This window comes from Chitinophaga dinghuensis, assembly GCF_003259435.1.
Lineage (GTDB): Bacteria > Bacteroidota > Bacteroidia > Chitinophagales > Chitinophagaceae > Chitinophaga > Chitinophaga dinghuensis.
On record NZ_QLMA01000005.1, the window covers coordinates 133,314 to 150,008 of the forward strand.

Consider the following 16,695-nt stretch of genomic DNA (forward strand, 5'->3'; position numbering starts at 1 on the left):
CATAAAGCTAGTAAGAATTTCAGATCAAATCATCAGGCTGTTCTGCCGGAATGCCGGACTGCAACGTTAAAATATTTACCTTTGTCGTTCATTTTATAGCAGCGTCATGACTTTTCGTGAATTAAATCTGAATTCATCTTTATTGAATGCCCTGGATGACCTGGGTATTCAGCAACCTACTACTATACAGCAGCGGGCCTTTTCCGTGATTATGTCCGGGCAGGATGTATGCGGTATTGCACAGACTGGTACGGGTAAAACCTTTGCCTATTTGCTGCCTACCCTGCGGTTGTTTAAGTTTAGCAAGGAGAAGCATCCACAGATGCTCATCCTGGTGCCTACGAGGGAACTGGTAGTACAGGTAGTAGAATCTATTAAGAAACTGACCACCTACATGAGTGTAGAAGTACTCGGCTTGTATGGTGGTGTCAATATGAATCCGCAGGCAGCCGCCGCGCAGAATAAGGTGGATATTATTGTGGCCACACCTGGCCGCCTGTATGATATTATACTCAGCGGCGCGTTGAAAATGAAGTCTGTTAAAAGACTGGTGATTGATGAGATGGATGAGATGCTGAATCTTGGTTTCCGCACCCAGATTCAAAATATCATAGGTCTGTTGCCGGAGAAAAGGCAGAATCTGTTGTTTTCTGCCACCATTACGGAGGATGTAGAGCAGTTTATTGAAAATAACTTCAACAATCCTGCGCGTATAGAAGCTGCACCAGCAGGTACTCCGCTGGAAAACATTGATCAGCGTTTGTATCGCGTACCCAACTTCAATACCAAGGTTAATTTGCTCAAATTGCTGATCAGCACTGATGAGAGCATGACAAAGACATTAATCTTTGCGGGCACAAAAGCATTGGCGGATGATCTGTATGAGCAATTGAGCCAGACTTTTCCGGAGAATGTGGGAGTTATTCATAGTAACAAGGAACAGAACCATCGATTTAATACCGTTAATGGTTTCCAGGCGGGATCGTTCCGTTTTCTGATTGCAACGGATATTATCGCCAGAGGTCTGGATATAGCGGAAGTAACCCATGTGATTAACTTCGATACGCCGGAACAGCCAGAGAACTATATTCACCGGATCGGTCGTACGGGTAGGGCGGATAAGAAAGGTATTTCCATATTGCTGAGTAAAGATTCTGAGGAAGACCAACTGGCGGCCGTGGAAGAATTGATGAATTATCGCATTCCACAGCAGGATTTACCGGAGGCATTAGAGATTTCGGAGGTATTGACAGAAGATGAGAAGCCTAAGGTATTTATGCGCAACACCCTGGTGAAAGCGCCTAAGCTGGAGGATTTCGGGCCCGCTTTCCATGAGAAGAAGGCTAAGAATATGAAGACGAATAACGTCATGACGCATAAAGAGAAGATGCTGCTTAAATATGGTAAGCCTAAAAAGAGAGGCGCCAAGCCTAAGCGCAAGCGTTAATATTTAATAAAATACTAGTATATAAAGTCCGGCTTTCGCCCTCTGGGGGTGAAAGCCGGACTTTTTTGTTAACGATTTACTAATATCTAGTACTAAAATACTAGTCTTCTCTTTAATGAGATTGTAAACGCGATGAAACCATCATCCATTTATTGACCAAAAAAAACCTTTAGTAATGCGTAGGAAGTTTTTATCCATTGGCTTTTTCTTGGCTGGAATCACTAGTGTTGCGTGCGCGCAAACTATTTTCCCGAACAGCAAAAATGATGTGCTGAAAACAAACATGGTCATTAGAACGCTTAACAATCAAAAGAGTCCGGACGGACAGTTGAGCGTAAGAGTAGGCTTTCACAATTACGATGACGACAAGGATTATGTAACGGCCAAGAACGACACTATGACGAACTGGAGTAAAGGCTGGCAGCGCGATGCCAAGCTGACCCAGAGCGATCAAAAGTACAAGCTGGAAGATATCCAGGATACTTTTATCCGGTTGTACATGAATCCGCCAACCAGCGAGCCTTGCGAGGTGGAATGTACGCTCAGCATTACCTTCACAGATGGGGATAAAGTTAAAACATTCAAGAAAATATTTTCCCCCATCACCATCACTGCGGACACGGCTATACGATATGTAGAAGTCGTGGATAAATCCAAGGTCAAAAAGTAGTGAGATTCTCCTGTACTCTACCCTTCTAAGTTTATCTGAATATTTTTTCTTTCACAAATCTGGCACTTTTGGCGACACATTCGAGGGCACTGGGAACATAATTGTTCCCTTGCTCTACGAATAAGTGTTTCAATCCTGCTTGCTTTGCGTAGGGTAAGATTTTAGTAAAATCGATTGAGCCATCCCCTACCACTGCATGTAAATCGGGATCGTTTTTATCCATATCCTTAATGTGCCAGATAACGAATCTTCCAGGCTGAAGAGCAAACAGGCGTTGCGGATCTTGTCCGGACCGGATGGCCCAATATAGGTCCAGCTCCAGTTTCACCAGCCCGGGATCAGTTTGTGAAAGGAGAATATCGTATCCTGTTTTTCCATTATTCGCTACGAATTCGAAATTATGGTTGTGGTATAGCAGCTGAAGGCCAGCCTGCTTTACCTGCTCTCCCATTTCATTAAGGGTCTGCGCCAGCAGGCGGAAACTTTCGGGATTTCGCAGCTGTGGGTCGAGCCATGGCCATACTATGTACTGTTGTCCTAACGCCTTTGCCCCTTTTATACAATCATCCAGGTATTTTTTTCTTTCATCAACCGTTACGCCAGGCAGGAGGAACTTGTCGATATCATAATGGCCACTGGAAGAAGTGAGATTAAATTCCTGTAACAATTCATGGAAAGCAGCGGGTTCCATGTTCCAGTAAAATTTGTTACCGCCGTGATTGAAGCCATAGGTTTCCACTTCCTGGTAGCCGTAGGAAGCCACCTGTTGCAGCGTACTCCGGGGGTCTTTTTTCATTTCTGCATTGAGGGAATACAATTGCAAGCCCAGTTTATATTTGGGAGCAGTAACCGCATGGGCCCATGCAGGCGTGAGGCTTGCTGCGGCGAATGTGCCGGCAAGACCAATAAAATTTCGTCTGTTCATAACCGTGGTAATTATCTGCGCTCAAAAGTATCAGAAAGATCCTGGATGAAATTGTAAAAATGCGAAGCTTGTTATTTTTTATTATTTTGGAATATGTTCCGCTATCATGAATATCCCGTATTACCGCCAGCATCCAACTATATAAAAAAATGTTGGGTATTGGATAATTCGCGCTCTGGTATTGCATTGGAGGGCAAACAGGTATTACCCAACGGATGTTTCAATATTGCATTTATTCATGGACCGGGAATCAATATTGATGGATGCCGGGGACATCATTTCCTGCAAGCAGGCAATTATTTATGCGGACAATTAACCACCAGTATCCGTATTCACCTCCACGGGTATACGAAAATATTTCTCGTACAATTTTATCCCTGGGCCCCTGCCCATTTCCTGGATGAGCCATTAACCGAAACTGCGGATACCTTTGTTCCATTGGAATTATTGCAACATCGGTTGGCATTTCAATTTGATGTAACGGATGAGCAACAGATACAGGCCTACTTTCATCGCTATTTCAGTCAGTCTTTACCCATCACTCCGGCATGGCAGGCCTGTCAGTTGATCAGGGAACATAGGGGCAATATTCCCGTGCATACAGTGGCTGGCGAGTTTGGTCGTTCGGGGAGATACCTGGAAATGATGTTCAGGGAGACGATTGGCATCAGTCCGAAAACCTATGCAGGCATTATTCGGATCAGGAGCCTGATAGACCGGCTGCAGACCTCTGGAGATAAACTGCGGCTCACGTCTATGGCACTGGATCAGGGATTTTATGACCAGGCCCATTTTATTAGAAGTTTCAAAACAATGGTCAGTGTTTCTCCGGGGAAATTTAAATCAGACGACTTCCTGCTTTCCCGCCATGGGAGCAGTTATTAGAACGATGACTACGTGTCTCCCTAAAAATAAATTACTTATATTTACCATATGGAAACATATGTAGCCCTTCTCAGAGGCATTAATGTCAGTGGAAAAAATATCATCAAAATGGAGGACCTCCGCCCTATGTTTGAGCGGATGCAATTCAGCAATGTAGCCACATTCATTCAAAGCGGGAATGTGATTTTCTCTACTAAAGCGACCCCGGAAAGTACCCTGCTGAAAAAAATTGAAAAAGCGCTGGAACAGGAACTCGGGTATAGTGTGCCGGTGATGTTACGCACCCATGCGTCTTTGGCGACAGTCGTCTCCCAACATCCTTTTGGCCATGTGGCTACAGCGGAAACGAGGAAATTGTATGTCACCTTCCTGCATGAAACACCATCCGCAGCGTTACAGGAAACGATGTTACAATTGGCTTCTGCGCAGGAAAAAATCCATTTCATAGATCGGGAATTATATATAGCGGTTGAAAAAGACATGTCTAAGCCTGTATTTACCAATGTATTAATTGAGAAAAAATTAAAAATGTCGGCTACAACCCGCAACTGGGCTACTGTCAATAAATTGGTAACGCTCTCCGCCCGTTAATTTTTTTGTTAATCACTTATTAATTTCTGGTACCATCCTTCTCCGTCATGGTTATACTGATAATGTACAGTGCATTTTGAAACCCTATTGCAACGATTGCGATACATTAACGGAATAACACAAATGTCATGACGAGAAGAATTTACCTACATACCCCCACTGCAGACTACAAGCGTGAGTCTTCCATTCCTTCAGATTTAAAGTCCTATTGCTGGCGACCTGCAAGGATTTACCTGGATAGAGATGAGACAGGATGGGTAATGGAACAGAAAGTAGAGATTTTTGGCATTGGCATCTGCCGGGATCTGCATCATCTTCCGGCGGGAACACAGCTGGAGGTAGTCAGTGAATATCGGTTGCTGGCATTGAATCAGTCATCCTCTTACCTGGTGCAGACGCATGCAGGCCATTTGGTGGATGTAGGCGATAAATATGCGGCAGAGCATACACTTTTCAAAGTAGCGCCAGGCATTAATAATACAGTGGTGGATAGCGGTTTGGGAGAAATCTTTTATGTTACTGTGCGGCCGGACTGGATAAAAACGCTGGTGCGGGCTTATCCGGAGCTTCGCCGGTTGAAGCGCTGGGAGCAGGTGATCACTACCACCCGCGTACATGAGAATAATCTGAACACCAATTACATCCGTGAAACCATGAAGAAGCGGATATTGGGCTGTCAGGATTTACAGAATCATCGTAAGCGGTATATGGCCCGTTGTGCGGTCAACTACCTGGTGAATTTCATCAATGAGCTGGTGGAAAGCACGCCACAGCAACTGACTTCCGCAGAAGTGCAACTGGCCCATGATATTGCGGAAACCATCCGGGAAAATTTCTACCTGATATATATTGAGAATTTGCTGACGGAGAAGTTCGGCCGGCCCTTCCAGCAGCTGGACGATTATTTCAAAGCTGTCATGCATAACAGTATTCATGAATACCTGCAAATGGAAAGAATGGACTGGGCGTATCATCAACTGGCTAATACCACAGAAGATCATGAATCTATTGCATGTCTTTGCGGCTATTTGCCGTGGGGGAGTCCGGATGAAGAATTAAACAACGACCAACATAGTTTCAAACGCTTTGTCAGGGATTTCAAAAGCTATTATAATCTCACTATTCTGGAAGTAAGAGTAGAAATGAACTAGTTATTATTCAGGATTATTAGAATCCAAGATCCGTTCCTACATTGACTATTTCTCACCAGCGGTCGCTTTCTGGAGTTCCTCCACGAAACGGGCCGCTGATTTTTTTGGGTGTGTTCCTTTCTGTGTAATGATATAGGATCTTCTTATCCACTCCTGCCCTTTCACCAGTATTACCCGGATATTTTTCCAGCCTGTTACAGCACGTTCATTCAACAGAGTGGCCCAATGGCCTTTCTCCACCAAGGACAAAATGGAGTGCACATCATTCATTTCAATGCGGACCGACAAGGTGATATTATGTTTATAGAGGATTTCATCGAGGAAGTCCCTGGAACTGTATCCTCTTGTAGCCAGGATCATATCTACTCCTTTCAGCGATTCAATCGGCAATGTTTTCTTTCCTGCCAGCGGATGGTGTTTTCCAACGGCAAGGACTATACGTGAATTTACCAATGGTTTCATCTCCAGTTGGTCTTCCTGGCCGGTGGTATGGAAAGACAGTACCATGTCGAGGTCTGCTGCCAGGAGTTTATGTACAAGCTCATCCGGGGAACCGTATACAATCCGCAGTCGTACCCCCGGATATTTCCGGGGAAAGCTGATGAGTAAGGGTTGCAGGAGGCTGGTAAATGCATAGGTTACCCCGATCCTCAGTTCGCCTGTCAGCAGTCCTTGTAAATCCTCAATGGCTTGTTTGGTTTTATCTACTTCTGTGAGGACAAAGCGGGCATGTTCCAGTAATACCTGTCCGCTTTCCGTCAGGCGTACTCTTCTGCCGATGCGGTCAAACAGGTGGGTATTTAGTTCGGATTCCAGTTGCATGATCTGCTGGGAGAGCGTGGATTGGGTGATGTACAGCTCTTCAGCAGCGGCGGTGAAATTGCCTTTCTCTGCAGCGTGTACAAAGTATTTCAGCTGACGCAACTCCATACTAATCGGTTTTACTAATGGAAATGATTAAAACAATCTATTTAACTAATTAGTGTAAATGTAGGACTTTTGTGGTCGATTTAGCGCATGGCCTTTCTGCCAGCGCAGTGAGAACCAGGAAAAACCTTTAGAATGGAAGTATTTCGCTCATTAAAATCCCGCAACTTCAGACTGTTTTTTTATGGTCAATCTGTTTCCTTGGTTGGAACTTGGATGCAGAAGACAGCAGTCTGCTGGCTGATATACCGACTCACAGGGTCTGCATGGCTGCTTGGTGTGGTTAGTTTTGCGGGACTCATACCCTCTCTCGTATTAGCCCCTTATGCGGGCAGTTATATAGACCGGCATAACCGGTATAAGATACTTGTACAGACGCAGGTTATCAATATGGTACAGGCGCTTGCTTTTGCGCTGTTGATATTATTCCGGTATTACAATACGAACTGGATTATTCTCCTTACGCTTTTACAGGGGATTGTGAATGTTTTTGAAGTCACCTGCCGGCAGTCGCTCATGGTGGATATGGTTACCAACAAGGAGGATTTGCCGAATGCCATTGTCCTGAATTCCACTATGTGGAACTTTGCCCGTATCGCGGGGCCCGCGTTGGCAGGGATTCTGCTGAGTACTCTTGGGGAAGATGTCTGTTTTGTATTGAATTTTGTGAGTTACATCCCCATATTGATTTGTTTGTTTATGATGAAGCTGGAAGTACCGGTGATACACAAGAGCGACACTAGTATCTGGGTGGAATTGCGGGCAGGATTTCAGTACATTTCGCATGACAAGGACCTCTTATCGCTCTTGCTAATGTTGACCGTCAGCAGTATGCTGGTAATGCCATTCAATACGCTCATGCCGATGTTTGCCAAGGATATTTTCCATGGGGATGCCCGTACTTTCAGTTGGTTTGAGAGTGCGGCGGGGCTTGGCTCTATTATATCTGCCATTTATTTAGCCAGGTTAAAGCCAGGAAGGGATCTTATCAAAGTATTGATTACTTCCAGTCTGATCTTCTCCTTAAGTCTGCTCCTGCTGGCCTATTCCGGTTGGCTCCCTATGGCATTGGTATTCATGCTTTGTTCTGGGGTGGGCATGATGGCGCAGACTTCCGCCATAAACACTTATATACAAACGCATGCTTTACCGGCCATGCGTGCGAGGGCCATCAGTTATTATATCATGGCCTACCAGGGCATGATACCTATTGGTAGCTTGCTGGCTGGCGCAGCGGCCAATGCGGCGGGACCGCGGTTTACGGTATTTGTAGAGGGACTTTTAGGCGCCGTGTCTGTAGCCTTATTTGTGGCGTACCGCCGCAGGCATGTAAATGATGTTTCCGGGCCGGATGGGGCTCGTCAGCCGGCTATTTAAATAGCAATCTTTTGCGGGAAAGGAAAGAATGCTTAAATTCCTCATAGCATTTTTCATTCTTTAAAGCAGTCAGATATGACATACCAACAACGTACGGTTTTTATTACTGGAGCCAGCAGAGGAATTGGTAAGGCGATAGCCCTTAAATTGGCCGCAGGAGGCGCTAATATTGTGATAGCCGCGAAAAGTGTAGAGGAAGATCCCAGGCTGGGAGGCACTATTCACAGCGCAGCCGCAGAGGTGGAAGCTGCTGGCGGGAAAGCGCTGGCAGTACAGGTAGATATACGGGATGAAGCCCAGATTGCAGATGCCGTAGCCAAAGCCGTAGAGCGTTTCGGCGGGATTGATGTAGTCATCAACAATGCCTCCGCAATTCAGTTGACCAATACGCTGCAAACCAATGCCAAAAAATTTGACCTGATGCACGATATCAATGTGCGCGGGACTTTTCTGGTCACACAACATTGTCTTCCTTACCTTAAACTCGGTAAGAATCCGCATATTCTGACCTTGTCTCCTCCTATCAATCTCGCTGCGCAATGGTTAGGGCCCCATGTAGCCTATACCATCAGTAAATACAATATGAGTATGCTGGCCTTAGGATGGGCGGCAGAACTGGAGGCTGACGGAATTGCTTCCAATGCCCTCTGGCCGGCCACCACTATAGCTACTGCAGCGGTGAAGAACTTACTGGGCGGAGATGCACTGGTGAATATGAGTCGCACTCCAGATATTATCGCTGATGCGGTGTATTATATCCTTAACCAGCCGTCTGCATCGTATACCGGACATACCTTGATTGATGAGGAAGTGTTGCAATCCGCCGGGGTTACGGATTTCAGTAAATATGCCGTGAAGCCGGGTGGAAGATTGCAAAAGGATTTGTTCCTGTAATCGTTGCCTGCTTCTATAGCAAAGGCGCAAAGGGAATACAGGTGAGACACCATTCCCTTTGCGCCTTTTTATGTTTGCTTAGTTTAAAGCTTAAACCAGCCATCCACCAAGGTCACTGCCTGTCCGACGATGTCTACCCTGTTTTCACGTAGTCCCACTTTCAGTATGCCTCCACGTGCCGATACCTGGCGCGCATCGAAGTCTTTTTTATTCAGTACCTGCGCATAGTAAGGCACCAGGCTGCAATGTGCTGAACCGGTAACCGGATCTTCGGGAGAGCCGCCATGATTCATAAAAAAGCGGGATACAAAATCGTATGGTTGGTTTTCGTCTGCGAGTGCAGTGATGGTGATTTTATACGGCTTCAGTTTTTCCGCATCCGCCACAAAATCCCTTACTTCCGTTTCTGTTGGCAGTACTACAAGATAGCCGCCTGCGCTGGTAGTCAGCACTTCCTTCGCAGTGGGGAACAATGTGGCCATCGGCCCATGCGCTTGCAATGGGGTATTTTCAATCGCAGGAAAGTTCAGGGTGATCCAGCCATCCTGGCCTTTAGTGGCGGTTAGGAGTCCGCCTGCGGTATGAAAGCGAATAGTTTCATCTGCCAGCTTCAAACCCGATTCCCATAGAATATGAGCGCTGGCGAGGGTGGCATGGCCACAGAGCTTTGATTCGTCGCCATTGGGCAGGAACCAACGCAGGATATATTCGTCATGTTGCGCCAAAAGAAAAGCAGTCATAGGTAAGTTGTTTTCCTTACCTATGCTGCTTAATATATCGTCAGAGGGCATGGTATCCAGCAGGCATACCGCTGCCGGATTTCCCTTGAAAGCTTCGCCGGTAAAGGCATCTACATGAAAGAATCTGAATTGCATTTGAAGGGTTTTTACTTATGCAAAGATTTAAAAAATCAGCATAGAAAAACAGATGCAGATCCAGCTTATCCGACCATATCAGATGCCCTGATGGTTATTGTTTCAGCGTCAGATCGGTTACGCCGGTTACTTCGGTGGATACTTCTCCTAACCAGCCTGCTTCTGCACGGATACCTGTGTAGACCTTGATAAATTTGATATTAGCCAGGTTTACTTTTTTACCATTTTTATCTACGGCCCAGCTGATTTTAATTTTACCATTGTCGTTATCATTAGACCAGTTATCAGCATATCCAAATGCGAATGCGGTGCTTACCCAGTTTACACCTGTACCAGAAAGGTCTTTCACGCCATCAGCAGAGAGACGGGAGCCGGTAAAAGTGATGCTGTCCCCTTTCCACTGCGGATAGTAGGATTGGCTGTGGTAGATGTTCCTGGAGAGGAAGCCAGATTGTCCCTGGTTATCCTTCCAACGGATATAAGTGGTATCGTTGAGATTTTTATCTGTTTTGGAAGGCGTTGCCACCTTTTTCTCATCGGGTTTGAAATAAGTGATCTGGTAGTTACGGAGGGTTTTAGCACTGCTATATTCAGAGCCTGCAATCTCGTACCATTCGTCATCTGGTTTACCGTTGTTGTTGGCATCTGCGGAAACCATGATGATACCTGGTTCTGCCCAGTTATTGAACGCATTTCCTTTTACGAGAAAGCTATATTGATCATCTACATTGGGAATAGCGTATTGCATACCTAATACGATGTAACCGCCATAACCACCCAGACATACAAAATTATTGTTATCCAGCGCTGCTTGCGCTTTCGCTATGATGTCCTGATCTGTGTTACCGGCTACCCATTCTGGCGACTGGTTAATAAATTGTCCTGGCGCTGGTTGGTAATCTAATACCGCGGCCCTGTTGGTTGTGTGTGCAGGATCTACTGGCTTTACCTCTGGTGCTGGATCGCTTTTAGAGCAGGCTGCTAATAATGCCAATCCGGCCACCATCCATAATTTCTGGCTCTTCATGATGTATTCTTTTATTTTTTAACAGGGACAAAAACAATATGTCCGGGAATATCCCCGGTGATCACCGACCATTTCAGCTGGCCGGAATTGCTGAAGCACAACAGTTTTCCGGGAGAAACATAATCTTTCGCATCTCCTACGAGGATTTCCTTTGTAACCGGGTTTACTGCCACTGCATAGGGCATTTTAATTTGTGCTTCGGAACCATCTGTAATAAAGTTTTTATTCAGCACCGTTTCTGTGCGGACATTCAGCATATTATAGGTAATCTGGAAACTGTTTGTATTATAGCTGAATTCGGAGCCATAGACATAGGCCGTGTCTCCCGAAATCCAGATATCGCTAATAGGTACGCCAAAATGCTGGACTACCTGATCTGTTTTAGTGTCTATGCGATACAGGGAAGATGGCACATTACGATAATCCCCGCGGGAGGAAACGTAGATATCTCCGTAGGCATCTGCTTTGAGTCGGTGTAGGTTAATACCAACATTAATTTTCTTTATTTCTTTAAACGTATTCAGGTCAATGACAGACACGGTGCTATCGTAGTTCGGTACGCGATAACCGCCGGAATTGGCTACATATAATTTACCGTTTACTACTGCCATTTCCTCTGGCTGGAAGCCTACTGTCACTTTGCGGGTTACTTCCAGCGTGGCGGTATCTACTTCGGCCACAAATCCTATTGGCGCATTGACGTCGATTTGTACAGGACCGGCATAGGAACTCACATATGCTTTACCGTTAGCAAACACCACATAGCGGCAATTCAGGATATCAATTTGTTTGATGCGTTTGGTAGTGGCTGCGTCCATCACTTCCACTTTATTGGATACGTTGATCACGGCATACAGCTTGCTGCCGTAGATTTGTACGTCGTTTCCTACATCGCCGAGTTCCTTTACCACATTGGGATTGATGGTGGCGTATATGTTTTTATGATAGACGCCAGTGGTATAATCGAAATAATCCAGGGTAGCTTTGTTGCTGCCCATATTACCTTCATTCAGCAGATAAAAACCGGTGACAGCCGCGTTGGGAGTCGGCGGGGTAACAGGCGTTATCACAGGAGGAACAATCTTATCTCCTTTACGGCAGGCATACAGCAGTACTGTAGCCAGGAGCGTCAGAGACAAAAGATGCCGGGAATGATTGATCATACTTTATATATTGATAGTTAGTATTACTTTATAGTTTCTGCCTGGCATAGGAAAACTTCTCACTACATCATAGTGTTGATCCAGCAGGTTGTTGACCATAGCAGTGGCTTTGAATGTCCATTTTTTCAGCGGAATGATGCGGGATAGTCCTATATCACTGGTGTACCAGGGTTGTTCATAGTTGTCTGGTATATTGGCTTTGGCGTTATATCTTTCACCTGTATAAATCTGGCTGAAGTTCAGTTGCCACAATTTGTAGTCTGCCGCCAGGATAAAGGTTCCACTGTGGATCGGGATATAGACAATTTGATTTTTGTAATAGGTATCGGCTGGGTCGGAGAAGTCCTGTGCACGTTGGTAACTATACACCAGTTTTGTAGAGAGACGAAGGTCGCTCCATACTTCAAAAGCTGCTTTGGCTTTGACATCGACTCCTTTGCTTTTTACGAATCCCAGGTTGAACATCTGCCATCGTTCGGGGTTGGAAGTAGGCTGTGCAACGATTTTATCTGTCACTTCGCTGTAGTAGGCATCTACATCCAGTCCGAATTCTTTTACAGTACTATTTTGTGTTTGTTTATACCATGTAAAGCCGGCATCGTATTGTGTGGCGAATTCTGGTTTCAGGGTGGCAACGCCGATTTCCTGGTAATAGAGATCGTTGAAGGTAGGCATTCTGAAGATGCGTTTGTAGAATCCTCTCAGCTTGAAATCCGGGCTGGGTGAAGGTTGCCAGGAAATGTATACTGCGGGGGTAAATTCCTTTTTGGATGGCGCCGGCATATTGATTCTGTTATCTTCATTCACGAAAGTTCCCAGCATACTGAGTTGCGCACTGACCCGGTTAAAACTCAGGCTGGTGGCGGCAGCTACCAACGTCGTATATCGGATTGGCTCAGACAACTGGTTACCTGTTTTATCGAAAGAGCGCATTCTGTTCCATTGAAAATCTCCGGACAGTGCCACATTCCACCATTTATTGATGACATACTGATTGGCAGAGGAAAAGTAATATTCCTGCTGATAGTATCTGTTATCAATCATCAGCAATGCGGTATCTGGCTGGTCGAAACGGTTGAAGTAGTTGGCGTACTTGGTATTCAGCAGCATGCTATATTTGGCGGTAATATCCTTTCGGAAGGACGCCTGGAAAAAGTAATCTCTGTCCCATTGGCGATCCACATGTCCGAAAACATTATTGACTACAAAGCCAGGAATACCCATTTCTGATTTATAGAAATAGCCTTTGGCAGACCATTCGCCACCTTGCAATTGACCGTTTAATCCGCCTTCCAGGCGGTATGCATTGATATCTCCATTTTTTCGTATAGCCGTGGTATCGTATCCTTTTTCTTTCTCGTAGCGGAATTTATATCTGCCGGTAGCATTGACCCATTCTCCGCTCAGGTTGGCGGTGATGTGTTTACTTACTTTCTGTTGCCAGAGGAAAGAAGGATTAAACAAACCGAAGGAGCCGGTTTTAACGGTAGTACGAAAATGTGTTTTTTCGCCTTCGGCGAATTTAGGTTTGATAGTGGTGAGATAGATGGCTGAAGCGGAGGCAAAATCTTTCGCTGATTGGAAAATATTACTGCGTTGGCCGTTGTACAAGGATATTTCTTCCATATTATCCAGGGAGAATTTTCCCAGGTCAACGGTACCATTTTGGGCATTACCTAACTGGATGCCATCGTAGAAGACCCCTGTTTGGGTGGTGCCCATACTGCGTACATCCACTGTTTTGAGTCCGCCGATGCCGCCGTAGTCTTTCATTTGTACGCCTGCAAAAAAGCGGAGTGCATCTGCTACGGAGTTGCCCCCTAATCGCTTCAGTTCTTCGCCCTGGAGTTTTTGTCCGGGCACCACTTCTTTGGCCACTCTGGGAGCGGATACGGCTACTTCTTTCAAATCTTTTGACGTCACACTGTCTTTCTGTTGCGCGGAAGCGGTTATAGCGGTTGCTACGAGCATCACATGCAGGCATCCTTTCGTCAGAGAACTAAGCAGTTCTTTGAAGTACATAAATTTATCTGTTAATGTTTCACTTAACAGCTTTCTCAGAGAAATGGAAAAAGTATGAAGACAGTACGTCTGTACCGGATCATAATTCCGAGCCTCATTCCACGAAAGCTCAAAAATCCAAGTATATGGCAGGTATTCTGACTTATCTCCGCTTTGGCGGCCTTCCCATCTCTAGTTGGAGAGACAGTGACCTGTGATGGATTGCCAAAGCAATATTGGTGAGATTTACAGCAGCGGGACTGTCCGGGATTTACACCCGAGTTCCCTTTTAATCAGCGCTTACAAGGCTTGTAAGTGTTGAACCATACGCTCTAAATGTATAAAATTCAAGACTGTAAAGACTTCCGTCTAATCTTCAATTTTAATTTAACGGGGCAAAGATAGCTTAAAAGTTGCAGGGTTGCTAAAAAATATTCGGATTGGCCAGGCGACCCTGGCCAATCTCATCTGCATAGGGATAATTGGATTTTAGCGATATAATTTAGAATAAACGGATATTCTGATGTTGTTATAGAATTTATTCATTCGTATGATGAGGACTAATGCCGCGATGACATATGCTACCGCTATCAGGTAATATGCTGGCGACAGGCAGGTGAGCCACAGCGCAGTGCAAATGGGTAATGTAATAAGAGAGGCCACTGTTGAGGTATTCACATTCATACTGAATCCTCGCTTCACATAAAATGGGAAGCGTAAAGACCAGTAATAAGAGAGTACGCAGAGAAGGATACCGGAAGCAAAGTAGGACACCAATATCATTGGGCCTAGCTTGCTGTTAACGATGTAAAAAATAATGGTAAGTATACTGTCAATTGCTAACGGCAGAGCCATGATCCGCAGCTGTAATCTCCAAATTGCGGTGCCGTTCGGGTCAGCCTGATCTATGGAGAACCAATAGTTTCTCAGTGGCCCCCAGCAATTATTGAAGCAGTATGTAAACGGAAGTGCCGGTGAAGAAAATAACATGGTGACAAACATCATTTCATTCACCCCTTTCTTTTGCATTTTCATCGTGAGCACCAGGAGGAAAAGCGCTTTCACGATGAATGCGCCAGTTACGGCCACCCGCAGCACCGGAGCATTCATCAATATATTGAAACCAGTGTGACTGCTTGTAACACCTTGTCTGCTTGTATATTCATATTCACCGATTTTTTCTTCCATCATAAAGTCTGCCAACCCGGCAACTACAATGGCTATCAGAGCGGCTTCCCAGGACCCCGTATTTATAAATGCCGGCTGCCAAAATATCACGGCTCCGATGATTGCTGCCAGGGAGAGACCTAATAACAAGAAAAAATCGTGTCTCCTTATTCGTTGCTCCAGTAAACATTGGATAAATCGCCTGCAAATGATCGCCACCACTATCCAAATGATCCAGGTAAGGGCATCTTTGATAGTAAAAAACGGAAAAATAAGTAGCAGCGAAATGAATAATACCGTGTTCACAAAATTGAAACACAAGATTTCATCTAATACGTTAAAGGCATATCGGAAGATGGCTGATGTAGGATGGTAAGGTAACAGACTTTTTCGAAAAGGTATGTATTGCGGCAGGAACTTTCGGAGGACCGTCATCGATACGACCGTGACCAGTAGTATATGCTTAAAATGTTCTACAGATAAGCGTTTCGTCAGTTCGGTCATCAACAGGTACAGTAAACCCACTGCATACAACATAGCGGCCATACCTAGTATAGCATATATTATTCCGGAGCGGTTGTCTTTCCAACGGAAGAATGCTTTTATTTTAACAGTTGTATACCACCCAATTAATCCCATTGCATTACAGTTGAGCTGTCATTAACTTTCAGTTTCTCCATGAGCGACTGACTGATACTTTGGCTATGGTTGCTGGTGAACTCCGCCAGTGGCGCGTTGTATTTGACTTTGGCATCATCCAATATGATGATAATGGGATTGATTGCTTCCAGGTATTCCAGATTGTGAGAGGAGAATACTATTGTTCTTTTTTCATTCAGATAACCGGATAAAAAATTGCATATTTTTTTTGCAGAAACAGGATCCAGCGCGGAAAAGGGTTCATCCAGCAGCAGGAATTCAGGGGAATGTAAGATGGCGCCGGCAAAGGCTACTTTTTTCTTCATACCAGTGGATAAAACGGCGATTCGTTTCTTCCCTATTTCTTCCTGATCTTCAAAGAGAAACTGTAATATTCTTTCTTTCCGGTCTTGCAATAAAGCAGGTGCTACTCCATAAAGTTTCCCTGTAAAATCCAGGTATTGGTTGACGGACAGCTCTTCTAAAATATTCAATGGTTCGCTTAAATATCCCATGCGTTGTTTATATGCAGCAGGCAATACCTGAAAACGATGCGTGTCGTACAGGATCTCCCCTGTTTCCGCCTTTATATACTGCATGAGTAAATTAAAGAGGGTGGATTTTCCAGCGCCATTAACGCCGATGATGCAATAGCATCCGCCTTGGCGAAAATCAATACTCACTTGATCTAATACCGTTATTTTACCATACTTTTTGGTAACGGAGTCAACTGAAATATGCATAGTTTTCTTTTTTCCAACGAATGAAACAAACCGGAAGAAAAATCACTTCCGGCTTGGAAAGGGTTTGTCAGCTATATCGCATACTGAATTTATAACTTTTTAATGCAAAAGGCAGTATGGGTATAACATCCGATGAAATATCGGAAAATATGTATACATGAAGAATAGAAGGTTAAATAGAATTGGGTACTACCGTTTACGGCTAATCGAAAA

15 protein-coding genes and 1 riboswitch are annotated in these 16,695 nt (G+C 44.9%); of the genes, 7 read left to right on the top strand and 8 right to left on the bottom strand.

What is annotated here, in order from left to right; translation table 11 throughout:
- Positions 1 to 106 precede the first annotated feature (106 nt).
- A complete protein-coding gene (locus tag CLV59_RS15770) occupies positions 107 to 1,447 on the top strand; it encodes a DEAD/DEAH box helicase (protein ID WP_111593024.1) in 1,341 nt (446 codons plus the stop codon).
- Between the two features lie 175 nt (positions 1,448 to 1,622).
- The gene (locus CLV59_RS15775) at positions 1,623 to 2,117 is read left to right on the top strand and encodes a hypothetical protein (protein WP_111593025.1); all 495 of its coding nucleotides are present in this window, start codon (positions 1,623 to 1,625) and stop codon (positions 2,115 to 2,117) included.
- Positions 2,118 to 2,148: 31 nt separating this feature from the next.
- Here the strand turns inward: CLV59_RS15775 and CLV59_RS15780 are convergent, their stop codons facing one another.
- A complete protein-coding gene (locus CLV59_RS15780) occupies positions 2,149 to 3,042 on the bottom strand; it encodes a sugar phosphate isomerase/epimerase family protein (RefSeq protein WP_111593026.1) in 894 nt (297 codons plus the stop codon).
- A gap of 93 nt (positions 3,043 to 3,135) precedes the next feature.
- Here CLV59_RS15780 and CLV59_RS15785 point away from each other — a divergent pair, with 93 nt between their 5' ends.
- The 3 genes from CLV59_RS15785 to CLV59_RS15795 all read left to right on the top strand — a co-directional run bounded on the left by CLV59_RS15785 (position 3,136) and on the right by CLV59_RS15795 (position 5,669).
- Positions 3,136 to 3,927 carry a helix-turn-helix domain-containing protein gene (locus CLV59_RS15785; RefSeq protein WP_111593027.1) on the top strand — a complete coding sequence of 264 codons (792 nt, stop codon included), beginning with the start codon at positions 3,136 to 3,138 and terminating at the stop codon, positions 3,925 to 3,927.
- Between the two features lie 48 nt (positions 3,928 to 3,975).
- Complete coding sequence (locus CLV59_RS15790; protein ID WP_111593028.1) at positions 3,976 to 4,518, top strand: DUF1697 domain-containing protein; 543 nt, start codon at positions 3,976 to 3,978, stop codon at positions 4,516 to 4,518.
- 128 nt (positions 4,519 to 4,646) lie between these two features.
- Positions 4,647 to 5,669 (top strand): helix-turn-helix domain-containing protein, encoded by a 1,023-nt coding sequence (locus tag CLV59_RS15795; protein WP_146616212.1) that lies wholly within the window; start codon positions 4,647 to 4,649, stop codon positions 5,667 to 5,669.
- A gap of 45 nt (positions 5,670 to 5,714) precedes the next feature.
- Here CLV59_RS15795 and CLV59_RS15800 read toward each other — a convergent pair whose 3' ends face one another.
- Positions 5,715 to 6,599: a LysR substrate-binding domain-containing protein gene (locus CLV59_RS15800; RefSeq protein ID WP_111593030.1), complete on the bottom strand. Its 885-nt coding sequence runs from the start codon at positions 6,597 to 6,599 to the stop codon at positions 5,715 to 5,717.
- Between the two features lie 132 nt (positions 6,600 to 6,731).
- Between CLV59_RS15800 and CLV59_RS15805 the strand changes: the two genes are divergently transcribed.
- Complete coding sequence (locus tag CLV59_RS15805; protein ID WP_111593031.1) at positions 6,732 to 7,973, top strand: MFS transporter; 1,242 nt, start codon at positions 6,732 to 6,734, stop codon at positions 7,971 to 7,973.
- A 75-nt stretch (positions 7,974 to 8,048) separates the two neighbouring features.
- On the top strand, positions 8,049 to 8,867 hold the full coding sequence (locus CLV59_RS15810) for an SDR family oxidoreductase (protein WP_111593032.1): 819 nt from the start codon (positions 8,049 to 8,051) through the stop codon (positions 8,865 to 8,867).
- Positions 8,868 to 8,950: 83 nt separating this feature from the next.
- Here CLV59_RS15810 and CLV59_RS15815 read toward each other — a convergent pair whose 3' ends face one another.
- The 6 genes from CLV59_RS15815 to CLV59_RS15840 form a co-directional block, all read right to left on the bottom strand.
- On the bottom strand, positions 8,951 to 9,742 hold the full coding sequence (locus tag CLV59_RS15815; RefSeq protein WP_111593033.1) for a PhzF family phenazine biosynthesis protein: 792 nt from the start codon (positions 9,740 to 9,742) through the stop codon (positions 8,951 to 8,953).
- Positions 9,743 to 9,836: 94 nt separating this feature from the next.
- Entirely contained in the window at positions 9,837 to 10,769 is a 933-nt protein-coding gene (locus CLV59_RS15820; RefSeq protein WP_111593034.1) for a PKD domain-containing protein, read from the bottom strand.
- A gap of 11 nt (positions 10,770 to 10,780) precedes the next feature.
- On the bottom strand, positions 10,781 to 11,932 hold the full coding sequence (locus tag CLV59_RS15825) for a YncE family protein (RefSeq protein WP_111593035.1): 1,152 nt from the start codon (positions 11,930 to 11,932) through the stop codon (positions 10,781 to 10,783).
- Positions 11,933 to 11,935: 3 nt separating this feature from the next.
- Positions 11,936 to 13,954, bottom strand: a complete 2,019-nt coding sequence (locus CLV59_RS15830; protein ID WP_211323907.1) for a TonB-dependent receptor plug domain-containing protein — start codon at positions 13,952 to 13,954, stop codon at positions 11,936 to 11,938.
- Positions 13,955 to 14,064: 110 nt separating this feature from the next.
- Positions 14,065 to 14,276, bottom strand: a riboswitch (cobalamin riboswitch).
- Between the two features lie 146 nt (positions 14,277 to 14,422).
- Positions 14,423 to 15,739 carry a hypothetical protein gene (locus CLV59_RS15835; RefSeq protein WP_111593036.1) on the bottom strand — a complete coding sequence of 439 codons (1,317 nt, stop codon included), beginning with the start codon at positions 15,737 to 15,739 and terminating at the stop codon, positions 14,423 to 14,425.
- The gene (locus CLV59_RS15840) at positions 15,730 to 16,482 is read right to left on the bottom strand and encodes an ABC transporter ATP-binding protein (protein WP_111593037.1); all 753 of its coding nucleotides are present in this window, start codon (positions 16,480 to 16,482) and stop codon (positions 15,730 to 15,732) included. Before CLV59_RS15840 ends, CLV59_RS15835 begins: the two co-directional genes overlap by 10 nt.
- Positions 16,483 to 16,695: the final 213 nt, after the last annotated feature.

Coding starts and splice junctions, on each gene's coding strand:
- CLV59_RS15770 (WP_111593024.1), top strand. CDS start 107: ATGACTTTTCGTGAATTAAATCTGAATTCATCTTTATTGAATGCCCTG.
- CLV59_RS15825 (WP_111593035.1), bottom strand. CDS start 11,932: ATGATCAATCATTCCCGGCATCTTTTGTCTCTGACGCTCCTGGCTACA.
- CLV59_RS15780 (WP_111593026.1), bottom strand. CDS start 3,042: ATGAACAGACGAAATTTTATTGGTCTTGCCGGCACATTCGCCGCAGCA.
- CLV59_RS15805 (WP_111593031.1), top strand. CDS start 6,732: ATGGAAGTATTTCGCTCATTAAAATCCCGCAACTTCAGACTGTTTTTT.
- CLV59_RS15775 (WP_111593025.1), top strand. CDS start 1,623: ATGCGTAGGAAGTTTTTATCCATTGGCTTTTTCTTGGCTGGAATCACT.
- CLV59_RS15840 (WP_111593037.1), bottom strand. CDS start 16,482: ATGCATATTTCAGTTGACTCCGTTACCAAAAAGTATGGTAAAATAACG.
- CLV59_RS15815 (WP_111593033.1), bottom strand. CDS start 9,742: ATGCAATTCAGATTCTTTCATGTAGATGCCTTTACCGGCGAAGCTTTC.
- CLV59_RS15790 (WP_111593028.1), top strand. CDS start 3,976: ATGGAAACATATGTAGCCCTTCTCAGAGGCATTAATGTCAGTGGAAAA.
- CLV59_RS15820 (WP_111593034.1), bottom strand. CDS start 10,769: ATGAAGAGCCAGAAATTATGGATGGTGGCCGGATTGGCATTATTAGCA.
- CLV59_RS15810 (WP_111593032.1), top strand. CDS start 8,049: ATGACATACCAACAACGTACGGTTTTTATTACTGGAGCCAGCAGAGGA.
- CLV59_RS15795 (WP_146616212.1), top strand. CDS start 4,647: ATGACGAGAAGAATTTACCTACATACCCCCACTGCAGACTACAAGCGT.
- CLV59_RS15785 (WP_111593027.1), top strand. CDS start 3,136: ATGTTCCGCTATCATGAATATCCCGTATTACCGCCAGCATCCAACTAT.
- CLV59_RS15800 (WP_111593030.1), bottom strand. CDS start 6,599: ATGGAGTTGCGTCAGCTGAAATACTTTGTACACGCTGCAGAGAAAGGC.
- CLV59_RS15830 (WP_211323907.1), bottom strand. CDS start 13,954: ATGTACTTCAAAGAACTGCTTAGTTCTCTGACGAAAGGATGCCTGCAT.
- CLV59_RS15835 (WP_111593036.1), bottom strand. CDS start 15,739: ATGGGATTAATTGGGTGGTATACAACTGTTAAAATAAAAGCATTCTTC.